This window comes from Pseudomonas sp. BNK-45 (assembly GCF_047456255.1).
Lineage (GTDB): Bacteria > Pseudomonadota > Gammaproteobacteria > Pseudomonadales > Pseudomonadaceae > Aquipseudomonas.
In genome coordinates this window covers 603,821-626,594 of the sequence record NZ_CP179909.1, presented here as the reverse complement: position 1 = coordinate 626,594, position 22,774 = coordinate 603,821, and the positions used below count along the sequence as shown (strand labels likewise).

Sequence of the window (22,774 nt, the reverse complement as noted above, 5' to 3'; positions counted from 1 at the left end):
ACGAGCGTGATGATGCGCCTGATCAACCGTTGCATCCTCCTGCTGGGAGTCCTGGTTCTCAGCGCCTGTTCCCAGCCCGCGGCGGAGTTTGTCGCCCCGGCGCAGCGCCCCTTGCCTCACAGCGAGGCACCGTGGCCGAAAAACCACGTGCTGGGCATTGCCTACCACGACATCGAGGATCGCGACCCGGACCAGCGGGTGGTGGCGGTGCGCACCGAGCGGATGATCGAGCAACTGGCCTGGCTGCGGGAGAACGGCTACCGGCCGGTGACCGTGGACCAGATCCTGGCGGCGCGCAAAGGGGGGCCGGAACTGCCGGCCAAGGCCATCCTGCTGACCTTCGACGACGGTTATTCGAGCTTCTACACCCGCGTGCTGCCGGTGCTGCGCAGCTATCGCTGGCCCGCGGTGCTGGCACCGGTGGGCGTGTGGATCGACACCCCGGCCAACCAGCCGGTGGATTTCGCCGGCGAGCTGCGGCCCCGTTCGCAGTTCCTGACCTGGGCCCAGGTGCGCGAGATCTCGCGCTCCGGGCTGGTGGAAATTGCCGCCCATACCGACCACAGCCACCTGGGCATTCTCGCCAACCCCCAAGGCAACCTGCAGCCGGCGGCGGCCACCCGACGCTATGACGCCGCCACCGGTCGCTATGAAAGCGAGGCGGATTTCCAGGCGCGGATGCGCCACGACGTGACCAGCATCTCGGACAAGATCCTGGCGGTGGCCGGCTATCGCCCGCGGATCTGGGTCTGGCCTTATGGCACGGCCGACGGCTCGACCCTGCAAGTGGTCGACAGCCAGGGCTTCAAGATGGCCCTGACCCTGGACGACGGCCTGGACACCCTCGACAACCTGATGAGCAGCCCGCGCTTCCTGGTGGTTTCCGACCCGGACGGCATGCACTTCTCCAACAGCATCGTCGGCACCGAGGCCAGCGCCCCGATGCGGGTAGCGCACGTGGACCTGGACAATGTCTACGACCCGGATCCCAAGCAGCAGGAAATCAACCTCGGCAGGCTGGTGCAGCGCATGGCCGACCTGGGGGTCAATACCGTGTTCCTCCAGGCGTTTGCCGATCCCAAGGGGGATGGCCTGGTGCAGTCGCTGTACTTCCCCAACCGCCACCTGCCGATGCGCGCCGACCTGTTCGACCGGGTCGCCTGGCAACTGCGCACTCGGGCCCACGTCAAGGTCTACGCCTGGATGCCGGTGCTCAGCTTTGCCCTGGATGCCCACCTGCCCCGCGTCACGCGCTGGGACCCGGCCAGCGGCCAGACCGGCGTCGATCCCAAGCAGTACCAGCGGCTGTCGCCCTTCGACCCGAGCGTGCGGCGCCTGATTGGCGACCTGTATGAAGACCTGGCGCGGCTGACCTCGGTCGACGGCATCCTGTTCCACGACGACGCCGTGCTTTCGGACTTCGAAGACGCCAGCCCCGCGGCCTTGCGCGCCTATGCCGCCCAGGGGCTGCCGGATTCCATCGCCGGCCTGCGCGACGATCCGGCGACCCTGCAGCGCTGGACCCGTTTCAAGAGCCGCTACCTGATCGACTTCACCCATGAGCTGACGGCCAAGGTCCGGGCAATCCGCGGGCCCCAGGTGCAGACCGCGCGCAACCTGTTTGCCGAACCGATCGTCAATCCGCAGAGCGAAGCCTGGTTCGCCCAGAACCTCGACGACTTCCTGGTCAACTACGACTGGACCGCGCCCATGGCCATGCCCCTGATGGAAGGACAGAGCCTGAAACAGTCCGGGCCCTGGCTGGAGGCCCTGGTGGATCAGGTGCGGGCCCGACCCGGCGCCCTGCAGCGCACGGTGTTCGAGCTCCAGGCCCGGGACTGGCGGCAGAAGCCCGCCAGCGAGCTGTCGGCCCAGCAGATGGCGGACTGGATGGGCCGGCTCAAGCGCCGAGGGGCGACCCACTTCGGTTACTACCCGGACAACTTCCTCGAGAACTCACCGGACCTGAAAACCCTGCGGCCCGCGCTCTCCAACAAATGGAGCCCCTGAATCATGATGGATCGTATATTCGCCCTGGTGGTGCTGGCGCTGGTCCTCGGAGTGCCCCTGGGGCTGATCTTCCTGGTAACTGGCGAATTCCTCATGGACTTCGTCTTCTACTACCCGCTGTTCATGTCGGCGCTGTGGATCGCCGGCGGCCTGTATTTCTGGCTGCACTGGGAGCGCCACTGGCCCTGGTCCGATGACACCTTGCCGCCGCCGCTGGCCGGGGAGCCGCTGATCAGCATCCTCATCCCCTGCTACAACGAAGGGGACAACGTCGCCGACACCCTTCACGCGGCGCTGGCGCAGCACTACCCGAACATCGAAGTGATCGCCATCAACGATGGCTCCAAGGACAACACCGCCGAGGTCCTCGACGCGATCGCAGCCCAGGACCCGCGCCTGCGGGTGCTGCACCTGGCGCAGAACCAGGGCAAGGCCGTTGCCCTGCGCATGGGGGCGGTGGCGGCACGCAGCGAGTACCTGGTGTGCATCGATGGCGACGCCTTGCTGGCGCCCAATACCGCCGCTTACCTGGTGGCGCCAATGCTGGACAACCCGCGCCTGGGCGCGGTCACCGGCAACCCGCGGATCCGCACCCGCTCGACCCTGGTGGGCCGGGTTCAGGTGGGTGAATTCTCCTCGATCATCGGCCTGATCAAGCGCACCCAGCGGGTGTTCGGCAAAGTCTTCACCGTCTCCGGGGTGATCGTCGCCTTCCGTCGCACGGCCTTGCACCGAGTGGGCTACTGGAGCCCGGACATGGTCACCGAAGACATCGACATCAGCTGGAAGCTGCAACTGGACCACTGGTACGTGTTCTACGAGCCCCGGGCGTTGTGCTGGATCCTCATGCCGGAGACCTTGCGCGGCTTGTGGAAGCAGCGGCTGCGCTGGGCCCAGGGTGGCGCCGAGGTGCTGTTCAAGAACATCCGTGGCATCTGGGAGTGGCGCCACCGCTACCTGTGGACCCTGCTGTTCGACTACTGCCTGTCCACCGGCTGGGCCTTCACGTTCCTGCTGTCGATGATTTTCTGGGTGCTGGGCAAGTTCATCGTCATGCCCGAGGCCATCGCGGTGCACTCCATTTTGCCGCCGGCCTTTACCGGCCTGGTACTGGCGATGGTGTGCCTGGCCCAGTTCGCGGTGAGCATCCTGATCGACCGGCGTTATGAGAAGGACCTGTGGAAGACCATGTTCTGGGTGGTCTGGTATCCGTTGGTGTTCTGGTTCATCAGCCTGCTCACCACCCTGGTGAGCTTTCCCAAGGTGCTGTTTGGCGAGCATCAGAAACGGGCGCGCTGGGTCAGCCCGGACCGGGGTATCAAACCCATCGATGACGAAGAGGAGGCGCGCTGATGAAAATCATTCGAACCCGCCAGCGACCGTTCATGGTGGTCGTCGACGTTGTCCTCACCGTACTGGCCTGGGTTGGCTTGCTGTACCTGCTGATTCGCGGGCTCATCCCCCTGCTGGACACCCATGAGGGGCCGCGTTTCGAATCCGGCATGCTCGGTGCCCTGACCACCTTGCAGTTCTACGCCTGGGTGGCGGTGCTCAATGCCCTGCTGCTGATTTCCTGGGCCCGTTATCGCCAGCGTCGCAACCGCAACTACCCGCCACGGCTGCCGGCACCGGTGGTGGACGACAAGCGCTTGAGTGACAGCTTCAAGCTCAGCGACGAAACCTTCGCCCAGATGCGCCAGCCCGGGATCATGACCGTGCACAACGATGAAGAGGGGGGCATCACCCACGTCACCACACAGTTCTACCGTATCCGCCCCGAGGATCAGCAGCACCCTCCACTGGTGGTGGAACCGCCGCCGCGGGTGATTCATCTGCATTCGGAGGTGGATGAAGGCAAGAGGTAATGGAGGTGGGTTAATGACGTAGCTGATGTGAGCGCCGGATGGCTACCATTCGTCTGAATCTGTGGGTGGAATTTTCTGATTATATTTTCAATAGATAGATCAATAACTTATTTGGCTTTTTGAGGTTTTTTATATGGGCTGATGGTATGAATGTTGTGGTGTGAGCGTTGTTTTTATCGTGAAGAGTGATTGAGATTTAGTACTCTTTGGTATTGGTTTTGATACTTCGAAACATGCGATATCGAGTTTGTTTCTCGAACGCCTGAATACATCGGGGGGGCTTGATTCCAAAGGCTTTCAAGTGCAATGAACGTTTGGATAGAGCAAGTATTCAAATGGGTCGCCCAGTGATGTAGCGGTGTGTGATTTATCTCTGAGAATGCTTTTTAGATACGGCTTAATCGCCACTGGCGATTAACCGGCAGTTATTTGACGACACAATAGTGGCTTATTAGTATCTCCCCCTTCGTAACTCTTGCAGTCACGGTTTCGAAGGATCGAATATGTCTCTCTCCACCCTCGGGATGAGGTTGTGCTGTGCGCTGTCTTGCCTGCTAAGGAAGTATTTAGTGAAGACAGTTTGAAGGGATACGCCACTGGAGCTGTGATCGCTGGTTTTGGCGCTGCCTTTACCAACGAAATGGGGCGGACTTTAAGTGCGGAAGGTAACTATGTTTATGGCGATGACTATGCCGGGCGCTTGAAGGCTTATGCAGCCAATACCGCACTGAAGGGGGCCTTGAGTGGTAAAGACAGAGACACCTGGCTGAGTATTGCAGCGACTGGGGCGTTGATGGAGTTATATCAGTATTCAGCTGGGCGAGAGCCGGATGTTAGACCAGGGGTGGAGAGACCTGGAAGTAATGTTTTTCAAGAGTTAGACGGAGGGTTTGTGCCACGCGTTACTGTCGGTGGAATAGAGCGAGAAGGAAATAACGTTGGTTTAAATGAGGTATGTACTTCGTTGTTGGCTATTTGTCATGGAATGCCTATTAGTAATTTTCTAAGTGATATTCCCGGTGTTAATGCGTTTGCAACTTTACATGATACTTGGATGAATAGGTTGATTGAGCTGAAGAAATTGAACTGGCAGTTTGGCGGTTCTTTAGGCGAAAAGCCTGATATGAGCATTTTTGAAAATATCGGTAGTATGCCGCCTGCGTTATTGGTTAATTATGGGGCAATAATTGATAAATACAGACCTCTAATTGAAGCGGTGAAAAAATGAAAAAAATAATTAATGTGTTTTTGGTTTCTCTCTTTGCTGTAGGATGCTCGTCACCTTTTTATTCGACTTGGGTGAGTGCTACAGACGGGCTTGTTGGAACTCCGTTTGAGTCGCACTTTTGGCCTCCTAGATGTCTGCCAAATTGTTTGCATCAATACTGGTCGCCCAGTAATAAGAATGCAGTCTTTGACGACGTCGTGGAGGAAGAAGCAGGTGAAAAGCGCTACTATATTACGTGGCTTATGGATTGTCGCTACTCAATACTTGTCTCGAAAGATCGCATTATAAAATCTTGGCGTTATGAGACGGAGGACAAAAGAAGTTGTTTTGTTTTTTAGAGGCAAGCAAATAAATTTTAGAGTATGGAAGGTGGCGACTTTCAGAAGAGTTCAAGTTGCGCCAATGTGTTGTTTTATATGTTGAGTATGGATTGTGTCTTCAGGTAGTACCATTCAGGTGTCTGAAGTATAGATTTAGAGAGCTAGATGTGCGAACAATCGGGGCTGTTTGCACAGTGATGAGGTGATTGGGATGCAGGGCTATGCCAATGGATAGTTGGAATGAATTGGGAGTTTGTATGGCGTTCGTATCAGCGGTCAGCTAAAATCGTTCCTGTTTTAAATGAGCGAAGTGATAGCGGATTGATTGGAGAGCCATTCATTCAGTTGTATTGCCCTTCTTGGGGCGGGCTTATCTACTCTTTCAAGTAGATTTTTTAATTAGATACAAAAACCGAGCATTATGCGTTTCTGAACAAACCATTTATTTTGCCGCGGGTTTCATAGACTCAATACTATTTTTTCAAATTTCGCTCGCTGATGATGCGATTTATCATTTCGGCTCAAACGTAGACTGTATTGTAAAAGCCGATTAGACCTGTGTGGTTTCTTGAGAATGCTGGCACATGAAAACGACGGCGATACCAAGGCGGTTGTTGGCGATTTGAGCCGTGAAAGGGCACAGAGAGCAAGGAGGGGTGTACCTGTGCTGCGCGTTGGATGCGGTGAGGCAGCAGATCAACCCGTTTGATCAGCCTACGGTTGGGTACTCCCGCTCCTCAGGAAGCAGGCTGTACGCCTTTTTCAGATCCCCACCCTCAATCAGTCGATGAATCTCGTGAGCCAGGGGCGTGACATCGGTGATGCGCTTGATCCACTGGTTCACGTACAGCTGTACGGCCTCCTTGCTCAGGCCGATCTGGATCGCGCGGTGTTCCTGGGGCCGCAGGTACAGGTCGCGCTCCGGGTCCCACTGGATCCGTACCGGTGACTGGTCTTTCAACTTCAACCACTCTTCCTTGCTCATGGACTCGTCGGCATGGCTCAGGCAGCCGTTGGCCAGGGCCCATTCAAAGCCTTCGCGGCTGATGTCGATGGCCAGGATGCGGGTCTGTCCGGCGTCTTTGTAGCCCCAGCCGGCGCGATACATCATCCACAGGAAAGACGGCTTTATCCAGGTCATGCGCTCCATCTTGAAGGGTGGGGAGACGAAGGTGCCGTGGGCCAGGGCGGCGTCGGCGATGCTGTCGGAGTAGGCCTGGTAGACGCGGATGGTGTCGGCGTCGTAGAGCGTGCGGATCTGGCGCTGGGGGCGTTCTGTCGGGGGTTTATGCATGGCATTTCCTTATGAAAAGCGGGCGGCCGGGAAGCCGCCCGGGGGTGTTTAGAGCATGGCCTGCGGTTGCAGGCGCCGTGATGTCACATCCAGCAGATCACAGCCATCGCGCAGCAGGATGCTGCACACCAGGGTCAGTTCCTGCAGCACCACCGGTTCGCTGCGCAGGGTCTCGGCGGCGAAGTGCTCCAGCAGTTGGGTCGCGGCGCGGATGCGAAAGGCTGCGGCGTCGTGCAGCACGTCGATGGGCGCCTGGGTGTCGATCAGCAGGGAAGGAATCAGGCAGTCGTGGCCGGTGAGCGGCATGTAGCGGTTCATGATCAGTTCTCTCTATTCCGTTAGTTGAGCGGCTGTCCACTTACCGTCGCCAAACAATAGGTGGCAGTTGTGCGCAGGTTGGCGAGCCGGCAATAGAGAAAACCGACAGACCCGAAGGTCTCCCACGCACAACCGCCATAGAGCAATCATGCGGGCGCAAAAAAACCTGCAAGCAGGTTGTTTGCATTCTCTATTGCCAGGTCGCCAAACCCGAATCGCCATCTGGGCGACGGCCGGACTATAAGCCGCCGGCTTCCAGCGGTGCAAGGCAAGTCCGGCGAAGTCTTTTCCGAGAACGCTGTAGGGCTTTTTCCGTACACACCCATCCCGCTTGCGACTGTATTTCCAGGTGTTTACCCAGGGCGCTTTTGGCGAACGGTCGGCTAGCCTGTATGTACATTTGTAAATACGGAATTGCTCATGTACGTTGCATGGGACGAGGCCAAGAACCACGCCAACCTGCTCAAGCACGGCATCGATTTCAACGATGCGGTGCTGATGTTCCAGCGTCCGGTGCTGTCCTTGCGCGATGAGCGCCTGGACTACGGCGAGGAGCGCTGGGTCAGCCTCGGTTGGATCAGGACCCTGGTGGGCGTGGTGGTTCATACCGAGCGGCGGGGTCATGCGGTGCGCATCATCTCGGCGCGCAAAGCCACTAAGCGGGAGGCTAAATATTATGTCCAACGGATCGAAAACTGACGGATCGAAAACGGATTGGGAGCGCCTGGCGAAAACCGATGACCAGGGCATCGATACTTCTGATATCCCCGAGCTGGATGACGATTTCTTTCGCCGCGCCGAGGTGCACCTGCCGGGCAAGAAGGCCGTGACCATCCGCCTGGACGCCGATGTGCTGGAGTGGTTCAAGGGCCAGGGCGCGGGTTACCAGACGCGGATCAACCAATTGCTGCGTCAGTACATGCAGGCCCATCGGGATTGAGGTCTGCGCATCATTTCCGGTGGCGGGCGGATGGCCCGTCGCTCTTTCTTGCCGGCCGTGGAGGGTGGTCGCCATCGCGATGATTGTCTGAAATATCCATTTACAACTACCCCTGTCCTCAAGCTCAATCTGCACCGCGCCGTGCACGAAGCGGCGCGCTCTGTCGTGCAGGCTATAGTCTTTTGGCTCACCCCGATCTCATCCGCAAAAAGGTGCTTTCGTATGTCTCGCTTTGCCTCCCGCAATACTTGGCTGGCCGCTGGTGCCGTGCTGCTGTGCCTGCAGTTTCCCGTGCAGGCCCAGGAGCGTTTTACCCTGAACATTCCCGGGGTCTCGGATGACCGGCTGTTCACCACCGGCAATGCCAGCGATGCCAAGGGCTGTGGCGGGCATAACAATTCTCCGGCCTTGAGCTGGACCGCCGGGCCCGAGGGCACCTTGAGCTACGCCATCGTCATGCACGATCCGGACGGCGCCAAGGGCCAGGGCGTGGACCACTGGGTGCATTACGGGATCAAGCCGACCACCCGCCAGCTGCCGGCCGGCGCCGGCACCAAGCCGACCCTGGAAGGACTGGCCGGGCTCAACAGCCGCAATGGCACGTTCTACATGGGCCCGTGCCCGCCGGTGGGCGATAGCGCTCATCACTACATCATCCAGATCTTTGCCCTGGACCTGGCGCCCGACGTGCTGCCCGCCGGACTGACCCGCGCCCAGTTGCTGGAGAAGATCAACGGTCACGTGTTGCGCAATAGCAGCGTGGTGCGCCGCTATTCGCGCTAAGTGAAATTTTTTTTCGGGGCTTAACCCGAATCGCCCAGGGGCTTCGTCTGAAGGGGGGAATAGATCATTTCTTCCCGAGGTCAGCCCCCATGTCCCTTCCCCTGCATTTTCTTCGTCCGGCCGCCCAGGGTTTCGCCGCCGGCTTGCTGCTGGCGGTGGCCGGTTGCGGTGTATCGTCCAAGCCTGAATCCGCCGCCGGGGCGTCGCCCCAGGGCGCGCTGCAGGCCGAGCCCGAAATACAGTACGAGGTGCAGCGCGCCGATGCCGCGATGATCAAGCGCAATGTGCGTCCGGTCGGCTTGTCCGCGCCCATGCCGGCGCCGATGGCCGCCCGCGATTCGAGCATGGCCGGCTACCGTGACGAGGCCCGGGAGCAGTATCAGAAGCTGGCGGACAACCCGATCCACAGCGTTGCCGAAGCGCCGGTGTCCACTTTCAGCGCCGACGTCGACACCGGCGCCTATGCCAATGTTCGCCGTCTGCTCAACCAGGGCAGCCTGCCGCCGGAAGGCGCGGTGCGCCTGGAGGAACTGGTCAACTACTTCCCCTACGATTACGCCCTGCCCACCGACGGTTCGCCCTTCGGCGTGACCACCGAGCTGGCGCCCTCGCCGTGGAATCCCCACACCCGCTTGCTGCGCATCGGCATCAAGGCTTCGGACCGTGCAGTGGCAGAGCTGGCCCCGGCCAACCTGGTGTTCCTGGTGGACGTCTCCGGCTCCATGGACCGCCGCGAAGGCCTGCCCCTGGTGAAAAGCACCCTCAAGCTGCTGGTGGATCAACTGCGGGATCAGGACCGGGTGTCGCTGGTGGTCTACGCCGGCGAATCGCGAGTGGTGCTGGAGCCCACCTCCGGACGCGACAAGGCGAAGATTCGCACCGCCATCGACCAGCTCACCGCCGGCGGTTCCACGGCCGGTGCCTCGGGCATCCAGCTGGCCTACCAGATGGCCCAGCAAGGCTTTATCGACCAGGGCATCAACCGCATCCTGCTGGCCACCGACGGCGACTTCAACGTCGGCATCAGCGACTTCGACAGCCTCAAGGCCATGGCCGCCGAGAAGCGCAAGAGCGGCGTGTCCCTGACCACCCTGGGTTTTGGTGTGGATAACTACAACGAGCACCTGATGGAGCAACTGGCCGATGCCGGTGACGGCAACTACGCCTACATCGACAACCTGCGCGAAGCGCGCAAGGTGCTGGTGGACCAGCTCAGCTCGACCCTGGCAGTGGTGGCCAAGGACGTGAAGCTGCAGGTGGAGTTCAACCCGGCCCAGGTCAGCGAATACCGCCTGCTGGGTTATGAGAACCGTGCCCTCAAGCGTGAAGACTTCAGCAACGACAAGGTCGACGCCGGGGAAATCGGCGCTGGGCATACGGTGACCGCCTTGTATGAAATCGTCCCGGCGGGGGAGAAGGGCTGGCTGGAGCCGCTGCGTTATGCACCGGCCAAGGCGCCGCAACAGAGCGGTAAGCAGGGCGAGTTGGCGATGCTGCGGGTGCGCTACAAGGCGCCGCAAGGGGGCAGCAGTCGCTTGATCGAACGGCCGATCAGCGCGCAGCAGCCGGCCAGCCTTTCCGCCGCCAGCCCGGACCTGCGCTTCGCCGCTGCGGTGGCGGCGTTCTCCCAGCAACTCAAGGACGGCCGCTACACCGGCAACTTCAGCCTGAGCGACACCGCCAAGCTGGCCCGCGGCGCCAAGGGCGAGGATCCTTACGGGCTGCGGGGCGAATTCGTGCAACTGGTGGAACTGGCGCAAAGCCTGCAAACTCAGGCGCCGAAAACCCAGGCGGGAAATGCGCCCCAGGCCGAGGCGCAGCCCGTGGACATGAGCCAGGTGCAGAGCCGCCTTGAATAGCCACATCACGAGCAGTGAACAGGAGTTCATCCGCCCCATGTCTGCTCCCCAAATGTCCACCGATGCCAGCAGCGATGAAGCGCTGCTGGCGCGTTATCGCGCCGGAGATCCGACGGCTTTCGAGGTGCTGTACCAGCGCCACCGCCAGGGGCTGTACGGCTTTGTGCTGGGCCTGTGCGGCAAGGCCGAGCTGGCGGAAGAGGTCTACCAGGACACCTGGCTCAGCCTGATCCGCAGCACCAGCCAACCCCAGGGCCGGGCCAGCTTTCGTACCTGGCTGTATCAGATCGCGCGCAACCGCCTGATCGATCACTGGCGCAAGCACGGCCAGCGCAACCCGCTGCACGACAGCTACGACGAACAACTGCACGGCGAAACCGACCAGGCTCCCGGCCCCGAACAGCAACTGAGCCTGTGCCGCGACCAGCAGCGTATCGAAGCCGCCTTGCAGGACTTGCCCGAAGACCAGCGCGAAGTGTTCCTGCTGCGGGCCCACGGCGACCTGGAACTGCCAGAAATCGCCAGCCTGACCCAGGCGCCCCTGGAAACGGTGAAAAGCCGTTTCCGTTATGCGCTGAAAAAATTGCGTCGGCTCCTGGCCGAGGAGGTACTCACATGACTGACGCCCGACAGACCCCGTCCCCTGAAGAGCAGATGCTGGCGCACATCCGCCAACACGGCGCCCAGGAGCCACCGGCCCATCTGGATGCCCTGATCCTGGCCACTGCGCGCCGCGAAGCCCCTGCGCCTAAGCCGAGTCTTTGGCAGCGCTGGATGCGCGCCTGCCAGCGGCCGCGCTATCAACTGGCCTTTGCCAGCCTGTTTGGCGTGGCCCTGGTCATTGGCTTGCTGCGGCCTTCCCCGGAGCACTATCCACAAGAGCAGGCCTTTGTTCCCGCTCCAGCCCCAGCGGCGCCCATGGCGCGTCAGGCGGCGCCACGCTCCGCCGAGCTGGCCGGGGCTTTGAGTGTCCCTGAGCCCCTGACTGCGGCAGCCCCTGTGGGCAGTTTTGCCGCGGCGCCAGAGCGGGAAGCGCTAAGCGACGCAGCGCCACCTGCGATGGCCAAGCCCAGGGCTGAGTCGAGCAAGTTGGCCCAACGCATGTCGGCCCCGGCCGAGCCGCGGACCATCAAGCGGCTGGATAAGCAGCTTCAGGCGGTCTTGCGCCTGTGGGAAGGCGGCCAGAGCCGCGAGGCGGCCGAGCTGCTGCTGCAGCTGCATGAACAGTATCCACAGGAGGATCTGGACGCGCGCCTGCAAGCCTTGCGTCGTCAATAAAGCGCGGGGGTTGGCTGTCGCCGGGGAAAGCGCGCACTATCTGCGCAGTTTCCAGAAAGTGAGAGGCCGGTCATGGCACCCCGCATCGACCGTATAGCGGCAATGTTGAACTGCCCGATCAAGGGCGCGGATATCCGTCAGGCCATCAAGGAAAGTCGCAAGGACTTTGGCCTGGAAGAGGCCGAAGAGGGCGCCGACCCCGAGGCGCAGGACGATGCCGCGCTAGCGCCGCAGGACGCCGAAGCCGCCGAGGATGAATAACTCAGGCGGCCGCCGGATTCAGTTGTAGGGCAAGGCCGGCAGGTCGATGAACTCGGCGCAGGCACCGTCCGCGGTCATGCGTCGGGCCCGTTCCGGCAGCAGCCGGGCATGGTTCTCCACCTGCCAGCGATACCAGCTCAAACGCTGCACGATGCGTCGCCGGCAAGGCTCCGGCAATTGCGCAAGCAGATCGACGCTCTCGGGCGCCCAGCCGCTCCGAGTCGAGTAGTAACAGAACAGGTTTTCCCGCAGGCCGAAGCAATCCTCGATGGTTTCCACAACGCTGTAGGCGTAGAGCTCGAAGGCGCTGCTCAGTTGCTCTGCGCCGTCGGCGTGGTCCCGCAGGTAAGCGAAGATCCCCGGCCAGTTGATGCAGTACAGGTGCTCGTCCCAATCGCCATCCCGGGTCAGGTACTGGCCCTGGCCGCGAAAGAACTGGAGCATTTCCTGACGCTCCAGGGCCACTTCAAAATTGCTTTTCATCGCGTATTCCTTCGACGTCGCTGATGTTCACGGACAGCGCCACGCATTCGATCACGCAGTCGAAGCCGATTTCCAGACGCAGGTGATAACCGGGGTTGAGAGGGGTGAGCTGGGTGCGCATGCGCCCGTCGAAGCGCGTACCGCTGAGCGCCAGTTCGCTGATGCCCTGCACCTTGAGCAGCAGGCGGCAGTGGGTCGGGGCCTGGCTCGCCGGCCAGTTGTAAGGCACGGACAGACGCCCCAGGTCGCCATACAGTTGCAGGCTCAGTTGCTCGCCTTGAAACACTGGGCCCGGGGTATTGAAGTCATAGGGCGTGGCCGCCTCATTGAAGACCGCTCGCCAGGCCTCGGCGTTGTCGATGTTGAACAGCCAGTCGCGGGTGCCCCGATCCCGCTCCGGGATCGCCCGGCACTCTGCCAGTGAAGGTAACCGGGCGCGGGTCAGATCTTCGTGCCACAGCTCCCGGGCCGCGACCAGCAGGCGCTGGAAGAAGTCCCGGCTGTCGTCGATCACCGCCGGCCAACGGTTGGGCCATTGATCGTATTCGTCGTCATCCTCGAGCGGTTCCCAGACCTGCTCGAAATCGTGGTCCGGGTCATCCAGGGCCGCTTCCAGGACCTGCACCAGCCGGTGCCGATGACGGAAGTTCTGCTGGGGGTAGTCGCGCCGCAACGCGTAATGACGGATCAGGTATTCGCGGTCTTCGGGATCGTTGGGGTTGAAGCGGCTCAGTTCGGCATCCCGCTCCGGGGGCATGTCATAGCCCATGAAACAGCTGACCCAATCACGGAGTTCTGGCTTGAAGGGCTGGTTGCACAGCGGATGGCAGAGCATGGGGACCTCCTGTCCGGGGGAGGCGAATGTAGCAAGTTGCGCCCCGCCAGGACAGCCGCCCGGCATCGCCCTGGTTCGGGTAATCGATCAAGGCTGTCGCCGGGAACGTGGAAGCCGCAAACAAAAAAGCCCCAGGCCATCAGGCCAGGGGCTTTTTCGCTAAAGATGGCGCACTCGGCGGGATTCGAACCCACGACCCCTGCCTTCGGAGGGCAGTACTCTATCCAGCTGAGCTACGAGTGCAGTGCGGGCGACATCATACCTATGTCGACTCGGGGCGTCCACGCCGGTTTTCATTGGCGTGCGGTTGTCCGTCGCTACCCGAGGCAACCCGGGCCGTAGCGGCAGTTTTTCCCGCTGCATCGGTCGTTCGGCCCAGCGCAACCTGCAGCCATATCCGTGCAGTCACGGGGCACAGGGAGGTGCGGGAGATGAACTGTTCGATGCAAGAGGGCCTGCCGTCAGCCTTGGCGGATCATCTGTTCGAGGCGAGCTGGAAGGCGGTGTTGCCCGGGTTGCAGCGTCGTGCCCGGCAGTTGGCGCGGGGCAACGCCGATGGCGCCCAGGAGTGGCTGGCGGCCACGGCGATCAAGGCGCTGCTGTTCTTTCGCCGTTCGCCGGAGCGGATTCGCGACCCCCAGGGCTTTCTGTTCCTGGTGCTGGACCATGTGTTTGTCGACAGCTGTCGGCGGCGGGCGCGGGAGCAGCGGCTGTTCGTGGATTTCGCCGATTTCGAGGACGACCCGCTGCAGCAGCTGGAGGCGCCGCAGATGTCGGTGCTGGAGCAGGTGGAGCTGCTGGAAACCCTGGCCCTGCTCAGTCGGCGGGTGGCGCAATTGCCCCTTAAAAAACGCCGCTTGTTTGAACTAAAGTTTGTCGACGATCTGCCCTACCCGAACATTGCCGCCGAGCTGGGGATGAACCAGCCCCTGGCGCGCAAGCACGTGCAATTGTTGCGTGAGGCCCTGCGTTGAGGGGGTGGCAGGATTCACAGCGGGCGCGTCGGGACGTTCTTGTTCAGTGAGCCTGTTTTCGATGCTGTAGCCGGTGCCGCCGCCTTCTGCGGTGGGCCATTCCATCTAAGGAGAGATGTATGCCCGATCCAATGGTCAATTCGCAGATCACCGACGCCGTCACCCAGACCAACGTCAAGGTGGTGGCCGAGGCTCCGGCCCAGGCCATCGCCTCGCTGTACCAGGTGGCCAGCCACTCGGCGGGCCTGTCGTTGCAGAACGCGGTCAACAGCCAGCAGGCGCTGAATCAGATCTCCAACGCGGTGGTGTCCAAGGCCGTGGCGTTGATCATGGCGATCGGCGAGTAGGGCTGACAGCCCGGGAGAATCGTCATGGCATGGTTCAAGAAGAAAACCCCACCCGCGGCCGCGGCCGATGACACCGCGAGCGCGGCGGCCGGCCCCAGTCCGGAGGCGGCCGAGCCTCGGGCGGCACCCCGCAAGACCGCGGCGGCCGACCCTGCGCCTGCAGCGCCGCCCGCCGCTGCCGCGCAACCTTCGGTGATGGAGACGATGAACGCGCAGTTGCTCAAGCAGGCCGGCACCCCTGGCACCGACAGCACCGATGCACTCAACAGCCAGATTGTCCAGGCGGTGCAGTTCACCAATGCCCAGACCTTCAGTTATGCCCCGGCGCAGATCGCCGCGGCGCCGGACATGATGATCAGCCAGGCCGCCGGCCTGGTGGCGCAGTCCGCGGCGGGGTATTTCGACGGGGTCAGCAAGCTGGCCCTGGCGGCGCAGTCGGTACTGCTCAAGCAGATGACCGAGAACATCGTCAAAGAGAACGTGAAAGGCGCCGCCGAGGATGCCCTGGGCGCCCTGGTCACGGATCTGCTGGTGGGTGCCGCCGCGGCCGTCGCGGCGGCGGCCGGTGCCATGGAAGCCGATGCGGCGAGCATGGCCATCGACAAGATCGATGAAAGCATCACCAAGTACAGCGACGTTCTGGCCAATCGATCCTCGTCCTCCTGAGTGCGACCCTCGGGCGCGCAAGGCGCCCGGGGTTGTCGTGCAAGAGGCGCCGGCGTTCGCCGGCCGCTCTGTTCACCCCAGGCGTTGAAGTTCGACGGACCCGGTGCCCAGCCCTTCAACGCCATTCATCGAGAAAGGAGCAAGCAATGGCGAATGAAGAGCCAACCCCGATGGCGACGATACTTCTCTTTGCCGAGAAATATCTGAGGCGTCCATTGACCCAGGTCGAGCGCCAGGTACTGGAGGCGTTTGCCCAGGACAAGCCGCTGGACATGTCCAGGTCTGCGCAACAGAGCGTTGATCAGGCGCGGCTGCGGGCTGCCGAGCTGATACAGGCCGATGAACAGCGCACGCGCAAGATCATCGAGCAGTTGGCGGGGGCCGGTGCCGGCAAGGCTGATCCCCAGGCGCGCGAGCTGGTGCTGCGTCAGCTGCTGGCGGCGGCCGAGCACCAGTCCGCGGCCGCCACTCCAGCGCCGACTGGCGCAGCGGAACCGGCAGCGGCGCCGAGTGCGGACAAGGCCGCGGCACCCGCCCCAGCTCCTGCCCCTGCCGACGATCCAGCCCTCAAGGCAACGATCAGCGCCCTGGTGCAGCAGGAGGTGAAAGCCGCCGTCGAGGCGCGCATGGCCGAGTTGTCGCAGAAAGTCGAGGACACCCTCAAGCAGGTGCTCGCCGCTGCCGGGCAATGAGTCCCCCCTGAAATAAGCCGAGGGTCCCGGGCAACACGGTTCACAGCAAAACGGCTGCCACGTTCACTCAAAGACACGGAATGCTCCGTGTGCCTAACAAAGGAAGTTGAGCCATGCCACTTGTAAACGAACAAATCACCGATGCCGTCACCCAGACCAACGTCAAAGTCGTCGCCGAAGCGCCGGCCATGGCGATGGGCACCATCTACCAATCCATGGCCCAGGCCACCGCGATCCTGTTCCAGAACTCGGTGTCGGCGCAGCAGCAGCAAAACACCCTGGCCCAGGCCGCGACCAACCAGGGCGTGATGCAGATCTACAGCGTCGACACCACCGCCGGCGCCGCGGCCACCGAGAAGGTTGCCCAGGGCGGCGTATCCGACAACCTCACCAGCCTGCTGACGGTGCTCAAGTCCTTCCAGGGCTGAGTGGTTGAACGTCTGAGTTCCCGTTGAACTTTCCTGCTGAAAAAATGGAGTTTTTATGAGCACAGTCAGTCCGCAAATCACCGATGCCGTGACCCAGACCAACGTCAAGGTGGTTGCCGAAGCGCCGGCCATGGCCATGGGCACCGTCTACCAGTCCATGGGCCAGTCCGTGGCCATCCTGTTCCAGAACTCGGTGTCGGCACAGCAACAGCAAAACACCCTGGCCCAGGCCGCGACCAACCAGGGCGTGATGCAGATCTACAGCGTCGACACCACCGCCGGTGCGGCGGCCACCGAGAAAGTCGCCCAGGGCGGTGTGGCCGACAACCTCACCAGCCTGCTGACGGTGCTCAAGTCGTTCAGCGGCTGACCCTTCTCCAGGCGTCATGCCAACGCCCCCGCGGTCTGCAGGCCGCGGGGGCGTTGTCTTTTGCCCGGCGGCATGGGAGGTTGAGGCGGATTTTTTACCGCTAGGCGCCTTTACGTTCTTTTTTTCGAACAGCCTATTGTCCTTTACCCCTGTTGACCCTAGGATTCGTTTGAGATTTCAAACGCTCTTGCCTGGGTGCCCAAGCGCACGTCTATCCTTGTGTGCGACATTTTCGTGCTTTTACCCAGTGAACGATTTTCCTGACGGCAGCTTTGTCCCGGCTTTCGGACGCGCCAGCGCGGTCCGTGTCTGACAGGGCGCCTTTTTTACAATCACAATTCGCCCCGCGTATGCGCGGTGCTGTTAAGGAAGCCGACATGCAGCTCAAAGACGCCCAGTTGTTCCGCCAACAAGCCTTCATCGATGGAGCTTGGGTCGACGCGGACAACGGCCAGACGATCAAGGTCAACAACCCCGCTACCGGTGAAATCCTCGGTACCGTACCCAAGATGGGCGCCGCCGAAACCCGCCGCGCCATCGAAGCCGCCGACAAGGCCCTGCCGGCCTGGCGTGCCCTGACCGCCAAGGAGCGCGCCACCAAGCTGCGCCGCTGGTATGAACTGCTGATCGAAAACCAGGACGACCTGGGTCGCCTGATGACCCTGGAGCAGGGCAAGCCGCTGGCCGAAGCCAAGGGCGAAATCGCCTACGCCGCCTCCTTCATCGAATGGTTCGCCGAAGAAGCCAAGCGCATCTACGGCGACGTGATCCCCGGCCACCAGCCGGACAAGCGCCTGATCGTGATCAAGCAGCCGATCGGCGTGACCGCGGCCATCACCCCGTGGAACTTCCCGGCAGCGATGATCACCCGTAAAGCCGGCCCGGCCCTGGCCGCCGGTTGCACCATGGTCATCAAGCCGGCGTCGCAAACCCCGTTCTCGGCCCTGGCCCTGGTAGAGCTGGCGCACCGCGCCGGGATCCCCAAAGGCGTGCTGAGCGTGGTGACCGGCAGCGCCGGCGACATCGGCGGCGAGCTGACCAGCAACCCGATCGTGCGCAAGCTGTCGTTCACCGGCTCCACCGAAATCGGTCGCCAGCTGATGGCCGAATGCGCCAAGGACATCAAGAAAGTCTCCCTGGAGCTGGGCGGCAACGCGCCGTTCATCGTGTTTGACGACGCCGACCTGGATAAGGCCGTCGAAGGCGCGATCATCTCCAAGTACCGCAACAACGGTCAGACCTGCGTCTGCGCCAACCGCCTGTACATCCAGGATTCGGTGTACGACGCCTTCGCCGAGAAGCTGAAAGTGGCCGTGGCCAAGCTGAAGATCGGCAACGGCCTGGAAGAAGGCACCACCACCGGCCCGCTGATCGACGAAAAAGCCGTGGCCAAGGTCCAGGAACACATCGCAGACGCCCTGAAAAAAGGCGCGACCCTGCTGGCCGGCGGCAAGCCGATGGAAGGCAACTTCTTCGAGCCGACCATCCTGGTCAACGTGCCCAAAGACGCGGCCGTGGCCAAGGAAGAAACCTTCGGCCCGCTGGCACCGCTGTTCCGCTTCAAAGACGAAGCCGAAGTCATCGCCATGTCCAACGACACCGAATTCGGCCTGGCGTCGTACTTCTACGCCCGCGACCTGGGTCGTGTGTTCCGTGTGGCCGAGGCCCTGGAATACGGCATGGTCGGGGTCAACACCGGCCTGATCTCTAACGAAGTGGCGCCGTTTGGCGGCATCAAGGCCTCGGGCCTGGGCCGCGAAGGTTCCAAGTACGGGATCGAGGATTACCTGGAAATCAAATACCTCTGCCTGGGTATCTGATCCGGTTTCAAGCGCCGGGGGCACGAGAGCGCTGTCCCCCTGCGCCGCTTAAAAAAACGCACTTTTCAAGGTGGCCCGGGAAGGCTCCGACAGTCGATCAACGCATGCTGTCGCAGCCGCTTCCCCGCCCCGCAACCCTTGAATCACACCGCTGTAGCCGCGGTGAATGAGGACACTATGAGCAAGACCAACGCATCCCTGATGAAACGCCGTGAAGCCGCTGTACCGCGCGGTGTTGGCCAGATTCACCCGATCTTCGCCGACAGCGCGAAGAACGCCACCGTCACCGACGTTGAAGGCCGCGAGTTCATCGACTTCGCCGGCGGTATCGCGGTACTGAACACCGGTCACGTGCACCCGAAAGTCATCGCCGCGGTGACCGAGCAGTTGAACAAGCTGACCCACACCTGCTTCCAGGTGCTGGCCTACGAGCCTTACGTGGAACTGTGCGAAAAGATCAACGCCAAGGTCCCGGGTGACTTCGCCAAGAAAACCCTGCTGGTGACCACCGGTTCCGAAGCCGTGGAAAACGCCGTGAAGATCGCCCGTGCCGCCACTGGCCGCGCCGGCGTGATCGCCTTCACTGGCGCCTACCACGGCCGCACCATGATGACCCTGGGCCTGACCGGCAAGGTCGTGCCTTACTCGGCCGGCATGGGCCTGATGCCAGGCGGCATCTTCCGCGCGCTGTACCCCAACGAACTGCATGGCGTGAGCATCGACGACTCCATCGCCAGCATCGAGCGCATCTTCAAGAACGACGCCGAGCCCCGTGACATCGCCGCGATCATCATCGAGCCAGTGCAGGGCGAAGGCGGTTTCTACGTCGCGCCCAAAGAGTTCATGAAGCGCCTGCGCGCCCTGTGCGACCAGCACGGCATCCTGCTGATCGCCGACGAAGTGCAGACCGGCGCTGGCCGTACCGGCACCTTCTTCGCCATGGAACAGATGGGCGTTGCCGCCGACCTGACCACCTTCGCCAAATCCATCGCTGGCGGCTTCCCGCTGGCCGGTGTCTGCGGCAAGGCCGAATACATGGACGCCATCGCTCCAGGCGGCCTGGGCGGCACCTACGCCGGTAGCCCGATCGCCTGTGCAGCTGCCCTGGCGGTGATGGAAGTGTTCGAGGAAGAGCACCTGCTGGATCGCTGCAAGGCGGTGGGCGAGCGTCTGGTGACCGGTCTCAAGGCCATCCAGGCCAAGTACCCGGTGATCGGCGAAGTGCGTGCCCTGGGCGCGATGATCGCGGTGGAACTGTTCGAAAACGGCGACAGCCACAAGCCGAACGCCGCTGCCGTGGCCCAGGTCGTGGCCAAGGCTCGCGACAAGGGGCTGATCCTGCTGTCCTGTGGCACCTACGGCAACGTGCTGCGGGTGCTGGTGCCGCTGACCTCGCCAGACGAGCAGCTGGATAAAGGCCTGGCCATCATGGAAGAGTGCTTCGCTGAACTCTGAGTGGTTGCTGTGACCTGATCGACAAAAAAACCCGCTTCGGCGGGTTTTTTTTCGTCCCCGGGCGGTCCGTGGGGGATTTGCGCTGTATGGAAGCCCGCGCATTGACTAAGGTGCAAAGGATTGCCTAGGGAGCGTGCTGCATGACCGCTGTTGATTTACCCGCTGTACCTCGTGTGCTGATTGCCGAGGCCGACCCCTGGTCCCGCGATTTGCTCAAGCAAGTGCTGCTCAACGTGCGCTGTGATGCGCGTGTGGACCTGTGTGCCGACGGTCAGGAAGCCTTGGAGCTGTTGAGCGAAAAACCTTACGACCTGATCATTGCCGACTGGGAGTTGCCCGGGGTGGATGGTCTCGCCTTGCTGCGCTCCGTGCGCCAACGCAAGCGCAACCCGCTGCAGCCGTTCATTCTGCTCAGCGCTCGCAACGACAGTGCCAGCGTGCGCGAGGCCCTGCCCCTGGCGCCCACCGCCTACCTGACCAAACCCTTGAACATGGAAGGCCTGACCCAGCGCCTGCAGGGCTTGCTGCTGGACGCCGGCCAGGAAGTCTCCTGCGAGGTGCCGGCCCTGGCCCCGGGCATGAGCCTGTGGACTTTTCTCGAACGCCGGCGCGAGATCGCCGACGGCGCACCGTTGCTGACCGACGTGCAGTTGGCGGTCAAGCGCAGCCTCAATCCTGAAGGTCTGGACCTCAAGCTGTTGGAGGAGGAGCTGCGCACGGACCCGCAGGTCACCGCGGTGCTGATCGCGGCCGCCAACAGCGCCGCGCAGCACCACGGCGACGGCGTGCAGACCCTGTCCCAGGCCCTGCACCGGCTGGGCACCGGGCAGAGCATGAACCTGATTCTCGGGCTGACCCTCAAGCGCAGCGCGCGCCTGAGCGACCCGGCCCTGGCCGACTACGCCGAGCGCTACTGGGAGCTGTCGCTGCACACCGCGGAATACGGCCGCACCCTGGCGCGCTTGCTGGATTTGGACCAGGAGCGCTGCTATTGCGCCGGGCTATTGCATCGCCTGGGGGATCTGGCGCTGCTGCGCTGTCTGCAGGAGTGGAAACAGGCCGGGGGCGAGCTCGACGATCAGGAAGAGATCGGCGATGCCCTGGAGCGTTTTGGCGCGGCCTACGGTTCGGCCCTGCGCACCCGCTGGCGCATGCCCCTGGAACTGCGGGATCTGATTGCCTCGAGCTATCAGTTGGGCGGTGGGGTGTACTCCCGCGAGGCGCTGGTGATGAACCTGGCGGCGCAGCTGGCGCGCTTGACCGAGCATGAGGGGATCGAGGAACTGGCCCGCAGCAAGACCGCGCGCCTGCTGAAAATCGGCTTGCCGGAGCTGACCCGCCTGCGCAAAGGCTGACCCGACATTGGAGCCGGCTTGGCGGCGAAGAGGCCCCCGGGCCTTGGGCAAGCCGTGGGAGTGTCTTGACTGGCAAGCCCGCTCCAACGAGCGGGGGCGCGGGTGATTATCCGCTGACGATGCGGTTCTTGCCCTGGCGCTTGGCCTGGTACATCGCCGCGTCGGCGCGGGCGAACAGGCTGTCGAGGCTTTCATCTTCGCGGCGCCGGCTGCTCAGGCCCTGGCTGATGGTGATGTTGAAGGTCTGGCCCTGGCAGCTGAAGGTCTGCCGCTGAATCTCTCGCTGCAGGCGTTCGGCGACCTTATGGGCCATGTCCGTGGCGCAGCCGGGAAACACCGCCGCGAACTCTTCACCACCGATGCGCCCGAACAGATCGCCGCGGCGCAAGGCGGCACGCCCGCTTTCGGCAATGCGTTGCAGCACGATGTCGCCTTCGGGGTGACCGTAGGTGTCGTTGATCACCTTGAAGTCATCGATGTCCAGCAACAGAAAGACCAGGGGCAAGCCGTGCAGGCGCGCCTGTTCGAACTCGCGATGGGCGCATTCGAAGAAGTGCCGGCGGTTGCTGCTCTGGGTCAGCACGTCGGTGGTCGCCAGGCGTTGCAGTTCGGCTTCCAGCTGCTTCTTCTCGGTGATGTCTTCGGCAATGCCCACCACGATCAGCCGTTGCCCGGGCTCGGCGTTGCGGTTGATGAAGCATTTGTCGCTGAGCCAGCGCACCTGGCCATTGGCGTCGATGATGCGGTACTCGCGGTCTTCCACCGCGCCCTTTTCCAGCACCTGGGCCAGGCTGCGCTCGGCGTATTCCAGATCGTCGGGGTAGATGCTGTCGCGCCACTGCTTGCTGTCCGCCAGCAGCAGTCCGGCGGGGCGTCCGAATATGCGTTCATAGGCCGGGCTGACGTACAGCACCTGGCGGCTGTCCCAGTCATAGGCCCAGAGCACCGCGTTGACGCTGACCAGCAGGGAGCTGAACAACTGCTCGCGCTCGGTCAGGCGCGCGACCTCGCCCTGGGCGTGCATCAGGGCCAGTAGGGTTTGCGCGGCTTCGGGCCACTGCACAAGCGAAGATGGAGTGTGTGAATTCTTATTGACCATCGGCACAGATCTCAAGAGGTCTGCCGCGCGGTATTGAACAGCGGCTACGACCAAGCCCGCCTGGGTGGCGAAGTGTTGCTTGAGATAGGGGATC

25 protein-coding genes and 1 tRNA gene are annotated in these 22,774 nt (G+C 62.3%); 20 read left to right on the top strand and 6 right to left on the bottom strand.

What is annotated here, in order from left to right; translation table 11 throughout:
• The first annotated feature begins 12 nt into the window (after positions 1–12).
• The 4 genes from pgaB (at position 13) to ACMGG8_RS02840 (ending at position 5,103) form a co-directional block, all read left to right on the top strand.
• A complete protein-coding gene (gene pgaB, locus ACMGG8_RS02855; RefSeq protein ID WP_060841857.1) occupies positions 13–2,010 on the top strand; it encodes a poly-beta-1,6-N-acetyl-D-glucosamine N-deacetylase PgaB in 1,998 nt (665 codons plus the stop codon).
• 3 nt (positions 2,011–2,013) lie between these two features.
• Positions 2,014–3,363 (top strand): poly-beta-1,6-N-acetyl-D-glucosamine synthase, encoded by a 1,350-nt coding sequence (gene pgaC, locus ACMGG8_RS02850; RefSeq protein ID WP_060836942.1) that lies wholly within the window; start codon positions 2,014–2,016, stop codon positions 3,361–3,363.
• Positions 3,363–3,875, top strand: a complete 513-nt coding sequence (gene pgaD, locus ACMGG8_RS02845) for a poly-beta-1,6-N-acetyl-D-glucosamine biosynthesis protein PgaD (RefSeq protein WP_060842113.1) — start codon at positions 3,363–3,365, stop codon at positions 3,873–3,875. The genes pgaC and pgaD overlap by 1 nt, the downstream gene beginning before the upstream one ends.
• Positions 3,876–4,407: 532 nt before the next feature.
• The gene (locus tag ACMGG8_RS02840) at positions 4,408–5,103 is read left to right on the top strand and encodes a hypothetical protein (RefSeq protein WP_414159143.1); all 696 of its coding nucleotides are present in this window, start codon (positions 4,408–4,410) and stop codon (positions 5,101–5,103) included.
• A gap of 1,029 nt (positions 5,104–6,132) precedes the next feature.
• Here the strand turns inward: ACMGG8_RS02840 and ACMGG8_RS02835 are convergent.
• A complete protein-coding gene (locus tag ACMGG8_RS02835) occupies positions 6,133–6,717 on the bottom strand; it encodes a DUF4291 domain-containing protein (RefSeq protein WP_414159142.1) in 585 nt (194 codons plus the stop codon).
• A gap of 48 nt (positions 6,718–6,765) precedes the next feature.
• Positions 6,766–7,035, bottom strand: coding sequence for a hypothetical protein (locus tag ACMGG8_RS02830; RefSeq protein ID WP_414159141.1), 270 nt, complete (start codon positions 7,033–7,035; stop codon positions 6,766–6,768).
• Positions 7,036–7,455: 420 nt separating this feature from the next.
• Between ACMGG8_RS02830 and ACMGG8_RS02825 the strand changes: the two genes are divergently transcribed.
• The 7 genes from ACMGG8_RS02825 to ACMGG8_RS02795 all read left to right on the top strand — a co-directional run bounded on the left by ACMGG8_RS02825 (position 7,456) and on the right by ACMGG8_RS02795 (position 12,156).
• Positions 7,456–7,734, top strand: coding sequence for a BrnT family toxin (locus tag ACMGG8_RS02825; protein WP_414159140.1), 279 nt, complete (start codon positions 7,456–7,458; stop codon positions 7,732–7,734).
• Positions 7,712–7,975, top strand: a complete 264-nt coding sequence (locus ACMGG8_RS02820; RefSeq protein ID WP_016966295.1) for a BrnA antitoxin family protein — start codon at positions 7,712–7,714, stop codon at positions 7,973–7,975. The genes ACMGG8_RS02825 and ACMGG8_RS02820 overlap by 23 nt, the downstream gene beginning before the upstream one ends.
• A 222-nt stretch (positions 7,976–8,197) precedes the next feature.
• On the top strand, positions 8,198–8,758 hold the full coding sequence (locus ACMGG8_RS02815; protein ID WP_060836947.1) for a YbhB/YbcL family Raf kinase inhibitor-like protein: 561 nt from the start codon (positions 8,198–8,200) through the stop codon (positions 8,756–8,758).
• An 89-nt stretch (positions 8,759–8,847) separates the two neighbouring features.
• Entirely contained in the window at positions 8,848–10,617 is a 1,770-nt protein-coding gene (locus tag ACMGG8_RS02810; protein ID WP_414159139.1) for a vWA domain-containing protein, read from the top strand.
• Between the two features lie 37 nt (positions 10,618–10,654).
• A complete protein-coding gene (locus tag ACMGG8_RS02805; protein ID WP_108545799.1) occupies positions 10,655–11,236 on the top strand; it encodes an RNA polymerase sigma factor in 582 nt (193 codons plus the stop codon).
• The gene (locus tag ACMGG8_RS02800; protein ID WP_414159138.1) at positions 11,233–11,895 is read left to right on the top strand and encodes a hypothetical protein; all 663 of its coding nucleotides are present in this window, start codon (positions 11,233–11,235) and stop codon (positions 11,893–11,895) included. The genes ACMGG8_RS02805 and ACMGG8_RS02800 overlap by 4 nt, the downstream gene beginning before the upstream one ends.
• A 72-nt stretch (positions 11,896–11,967) precedes the next feature.
• A complete protein-coding gene (locus tag ACMGG8_RS02795) occupies positions 11,968–12,156 on the top strand; it encodes a hypothetical protein (protein ID WP_060836951.1) in 189 nt (62 codons plus the stop codon).
• Positions 12,157–12,174: 18 nt separating this feature from the next.
• On the opposite strand, the gene ACMGG8_RS02790 is transcribed toward ACMGG8_RS02795, so the two are convergent.
• The 3 genes from ACMGG8_RS02790 to ACMGG8_RS02780 form a co-directional block, all read right to left on the bottom strand.
• Positions 12,175–12,639 carry a hypothetical protein gene (locus ACMGG8_RS02790; RefSeq protein WP_414159137.1) on the bottom strand — a complete coding sequence of 155 codons (465 nt, stop codon included), beginning with the start codon at positions 12,637–12,639 and terminating at the stop codon, positions 12,175–12,177.
• A complete protein-coding gene (locus ACMGG8_RS02785; protein WP_414159136.1) occupies positions 12,623–13,474 on the bottom strand; it encodes a hypothetical protein in 852 nt (283 codons plus the stop codon). The genes ACMGG8_RS02790 and ACMGG8_RS02785 overlap by 17 nt, the downstream gene beginning before the upstream one ends.
• A gap of 166 nt (positions 13,475–13,640) precedes the next feature.
• Positions 13,641–13,717, bottom strand: a tRNA-Arg gene (locus tag ACMGG8_RS02780).
• 188 nt (positions 13,718–13,905) lie between these two features.
• On the opposite strand from ACMGG8_RS02780, the gene ACMGG8_RS02775 reads away from it, so the two are divergent.
• The 9 genes from ACMGG8_RS02775 to ACMGG8_RS02735 all read left to right on the top strand — a co-directional run bounded on the left by ACMGG8_RS02775 (position 13,906) and on the right by ACMGG8_RS02735 (position 21,581).
• Entirely contained in the window at positions 13,906–14,448 is a 543-nt protein-coding gene (locus ACMGG8_RS02775; RefSeq protein ID WP_082729158.1) for an RNA polymerase sigma factor, read from the top strand.
• A 119-nt stretch (positions 14,449–14,567) separates the two neighbouring features.
• Entirely contained in the window at positions 14,568–14,795 is a 228-nt protein-coding gene (locus ACMGG8_RS02770; RefSeq protein ID WP_011058560.1) for a RebB family R body protein, read from the top strand.
• Positions 14,796–14,819: 24 nt separating this feature from the next.
• Complete coding sequence (locus ACMGG8_RS02765) at positions 14,820–15,461, top strand: hypothetical protein (protein ID WP_235759283.1); 642 nt, start codon at positions 14,820–14,822, stop codon at positions 15,459–15,461.
• A gap of 170 nt (positions 15,462–15,631) precedes the next feature.
• Positions 15,632–16,153: a hypothetical protein gene (locus tag ACMGG8_RS02760; protein WP_231978995.1), complete on the top strand. Its 522-nt coding sequence runs from the start codon at positions 15,632–15,634 to the stop codon at positions 16,151–16,153.
• A 113-nt stretch (positions 16,154–16,266) separates the two neighbouring features.
• Entirely contained in the window at positions 16,267–16,581 is a 315-nt protein-coding gene (locus tag ACMGG8_RS02755) for a RebB family R body protein (protein ID WP_025128569.1), read from the top strand.
• Between the two features lie 55 nt (positions 16,582–16,636).
• Positions 16,637–16,951: a RebB family R body protein gene (locus tag ACMGG8_RS02750; RefSeq protein WP_060836956.1), complete on the top strand. Its 315-nt coding sequence runs from the start codon at positions 16,637–16,639 to the stop codon at positions 16,949–16,951.
• Between the two features lie 377 nt (positions 16,952–17,328).
• Complete coding sequence (gabD, locus tag ACMGG8_RS02745) at positions 17,329–18,771, top strand: NADP-dependent succinate-semialdehyde dehydrogenase (protein ID WP_060836957.1); 1,443 nt, start codon at positions 17,329–17,331, stop codon at positions 18,769–18,771.
• 177 nt (positions 18,772–18,948) lie between these two features.
• Complete coding sequence (gene gabT, locus ACMGG8_RS02740) at positions 18,949–20,226, top strand: 4-aminobutyrate--2-oxoglutarate transaminase (RefSeq protein ID WP_047283408.1); 1,278 nt, start codon at positions 18,949–18,951, stop codon at positions 20,224–20,226.
• Between the two features lie 140 nt (positions 20,227–20,366).
• Complete coding sequence (locus tag ACMGG8_RS02735; protein ID WP_060836958.1) at positions 20,367–21,581, top strand: HDOD domain-containing protein; 1,215 nt, start codon at positions 20,367–20,369, stop codon at positions 21,579–21,581.
• 106 nt (positions 21,582–21,687) lie between these two features.
• Here the strand turns inward: ACMGG8_RS02735 and ACMGG8_RS02730 are convergent, their stop codons facing one another.
• Positions 21,688–22,680 carry a GGDEF domain-containing protein gene (locus ACMGG8_RS02730; RefSeq protein ID WP_060836959.1) on the bottom strand — a complete coding sequence of 331 codons (993 nt, stop codon included), beginning with the start codon at positions 22,678–22,680 and terminating at the stop codon, positions 21,688–21,690.
• Between the last annotated feature and the right edge of the window lie 94 nt (positions 22,681–22,774).